Source organism: Desertibacillus haloalkaliphilus, from assembly GCF_019039105.1.
In the GTDB taxonomy this organism is placed as follows: Bacteria; Bacillota; Bacilli; order Bacillales; family KJ1-10-99; genus Desertibacillus; species Desertibacillus haloalkaliphilus.
The window spans coordinates 1-376 of the sequence record NZ_JAHPIV010000351.1 but is presented as its reverse complement, the minus strand read 5'-3'; the positions used below and the strand labels follow the sequence as shown (position 1 = coordinate 376).

The window sequence follows — 376 nt, the reverse complement described above, 5'->3', positions numbered from 1 at the left end:
CTTTTCCTCCTTTTTTCCCCCTCCCTTCCCTCTTTTCCCCCCTTCCCCCCCCTTTCCCCCCCCCTTCTCCCCTCTCCCCCCCCCTTCCCTCCCCCCCCTCCTCCCCCCCCCCTTCCCTTTCCTTCTCCCCCCTTCCCCCCCTTTCCCTCTCCCCTTCCCCCTCCCTCCTCCCCCCCTTCCTCCCTTCTTTTCTTTTCCTTTCCTTCTCCTTTCCTCCCTTTTTTCTCTCTCTCCTTCTTTTCTTCTCCTCTCTCCCCTTCCTTCTCTTTTCCCTCTTCTCCCCTTCTTTCCTTCTTTTCCCCCTCTTTTCTTCCCTTTTCTCCTCTCCCCCCCCTCCTCCCTTCTTTTTTTCTTTTTCCTCTCTCTTCTTCCTTTT

1 protein-coding gene is annotated in these 376 nt (G+C 56.4%); it reads right to left on the bottom strand.

The window, feature by feature from the left end; all coding sequences use genetic code 11:
* Positions 1-376: hypothetical protein (locus KH400_RS30070; RefSeq protein WP_217228366.1), on the bottom strand; the 376-nt coding region annotated here is incomplete at both ends.